General features: G+C 72.2%; 3 protein-coding genes. 1 reads left to right on the top strand and 2 read right to left on the bottom strand.

What is annotated here, in order from left to right:
- Positions 1 to 104: 104 nt before the first annotated feature.
- The gene (locus IVW53_15805) at positions 105 to 500 is read right to left on the bottom strand and encodes a DUF4260 domain-containing protein (protein MBF6607028.1); all 396 of its coding nucleotides are present in this window, start codon (positions 498 to 500) and stop codon (positions 105 to 107) included.
- Positions 501 to 634: 134 nt separating this feature from the next.
- A complete protein-coding gene (locus IVW53_15800) occupies positions 635 to 1,030 on the bottom strand; it encodes a hypothetical protein (protein MBF6607027.1) in 396 nt (131 codons plus the stop codon).
- 60 nt (positions 1,031 to 1,090) lie between these two features.
- Here IVW53_15800 and IVW53_15795 point away from each other — a divergent pair.
- On the top strand, positions 1,091 to 2,156 hold a 1,066-nt coding region (locus tag IVW53_15795; protein MBF6607026.1), incomplete at its 3' end, for a tyrosine-type recombinase/integrase.

Here is a 2,156-nt window from a genome sequence, read left to right as displayed (position 1 = left end):
GAAGGGTCGTGACAGGCCCCGATCAGGCCCGCCGGGCGCTGGAAGTTCGGGCTAGGAGGGTCCGGGAGACCCCCGCGGACGGGCGCCCGCGTCCGAACCGTCGCTCAGCGCCCGATGCGCCCGAGGTGGGTGTCCCCGAACGAGCTCGGGTATTTGAGCCCGTAGCCGGCAAGACGGTCGATCCCGACGTGCGCGATCAGGACCGAGCCGACGAGGAGCGCCGGCACGGCGGCGGACGCCCAGCCAGCGCCGAGGACGAGGAGCCCGACGGCCCAGTTATGGGCGAGGTTGTACGTCACGCTCCCCGGTCGAGGGCCGATGAGATAGCCGATCATCGAGAGATCGACGGCGAGGAGGAGCGGGATGAGGAAGAGGACCTGGCCCCCGTTTGCGAGGTAGATCGCGATCCCCACGATGAAGCCGGCGAGGCCCTCGATCCGCAGCCAGACCGCGGGCGCCCCGCTCACGCTGCCGCCGGGCCTGGCATGCCGCGCCGTCACGTCGCGACGGCCGCTGGCGCCCAAGCGGAACGGTTCACCCGCGCGTGGGTGACGGTGATCGACGACATGGGAACCAATCGTACCTCCCGGGCGCGGACACTCGGCGCGGACGCTCGGCGCGGGCCGCGGTCGGGTCAGCGCGCTGATCGGCGGCCCGACCCTCGCTCGTGGCGCTCGACGACGAACGCGATGAAGGCCGCCACCTCGCTCCGCTCGGTCTCGCTCAGCCGCTCGAGTCGGCGGTCCGCCGAGCGAAGGGCACCGAGCGAGGTGAGCTCGTCGGCGAGGCGGGCTCGATCGATCCCCCACAGCAGCTCGAGCAGCTCGACGAAGCTGATCCCCGTCGCATCGGACGCCCGGAGCAGATCGGCCGGGGTCGGGCGGGCCCGTGAGGGCCGGGAGGGATCGAGGAGCGCCGCGATATAGCCCGGATCGCGACCGAACGCGGCCGACAGCCCGCGCATCGAGCGACCGGAGCGGGCAAGGACCTCGCGCATGCGGGTGCGGAACTCGTCGTCCCCTCGTGGCATCGGGTGATCCTCCCCTGACGACTGGTTGCTGAGAGCGTCAGACTGACGTATTGTCGCGTCATGCTATCGCGATCCGACGCCACTGTCGAGGCCCCCCGCACGCGCGGGCGGCGACCGCTCCACGAGAAGCGGCCGGCGGTCCTCCCGTTGGCCCCGAACGCCGCCCTGGCCCAGCCGCTGGCGACCGTCGGCCGGCGAGCGCCGGAGCCACTCCCCGCCGTCGCACTGCGGCCGTTGATCGCCGAATACACGATGACGTTCGGTGCCGCCTGGGGGCCGGTGACCCGCCGCAAGCACGCCGACGACTTCGCCCGCTTCACCGGCTGGCTCGAGGCGACGGAGCGACCGCTCACGACCGCGTCGCTCGACTTTCCGACCCTCGTCGAGTACGTCACCGCGCTGCGCGCCCGGCCGAAGGTGGCCGGGGTCTGGCGGGGCGCCCCCGATGCGCTCGGCCGCTCCCTCCGGGCAGGGTCGGTGGCGACCCTCTCGGTGAACAGCGTCAACGCGTATGTCCGACCGTTGCGCTCCTTGGCGATCTGGCTCGTCGATGAGGGGATCATCGGGGTCGACCCGTTCCGCCGCTCGCGGCGGCGGACGGCCCGCAATCCGCTCCTGCCATCCGAGGAGACCCCGCCGAAGAGCGCCACCCTCGCCGACCTGCGGGCGCTCGAGGCGGGCTGTGCGGGCGATCGTCCGCTCGACCTGCGCGACCGGGCGATCGTGTCGCTCTTCGTGACGACCGCCGCCCGCAACAGCTCGGTCCGGCTCCTCCGACTCGACGATATCGACCTCGTCCGATCGGTCATCGCGTTCCGCCATGCCAAGGGTGGCAAGACCCTCGAGGTCGCCCTCCATCCCGAGACGCGGGCCGCCCTCGCCGCGTACCTCGAGCGGGGTCGGCCAGTGCTCCTCGGTGGCGCCCCTGCCGACTCGACCGACGATCCGGGCTGGGTCTTCCTCTCGGCCGGAGCCGGGGAGCCACGACCCCTGACGATGAATGCCCTCTCGCTCATGCTCCGCCGTCGCTATCACGCTGGCGGCGGGACGCTGCGGACGTTCGGCTCCCATCGGATCCGCCATGGCACGGCGACGCTCCTCGTCAACAACGGGATGGCACTCGAAG

The sequence above is a fragment of the Chloroflexota bacterium genome, from assembly GCA_015478725.1.
Classification (GTDB): domain Bacteria; phylum Chloroflexota; class Limnocylindria; order Limnocylindrales; family CSP1-4; genus C-114.
This window is presented reverse-complemented; position numbering and strand designations above follow the sequence as displayed.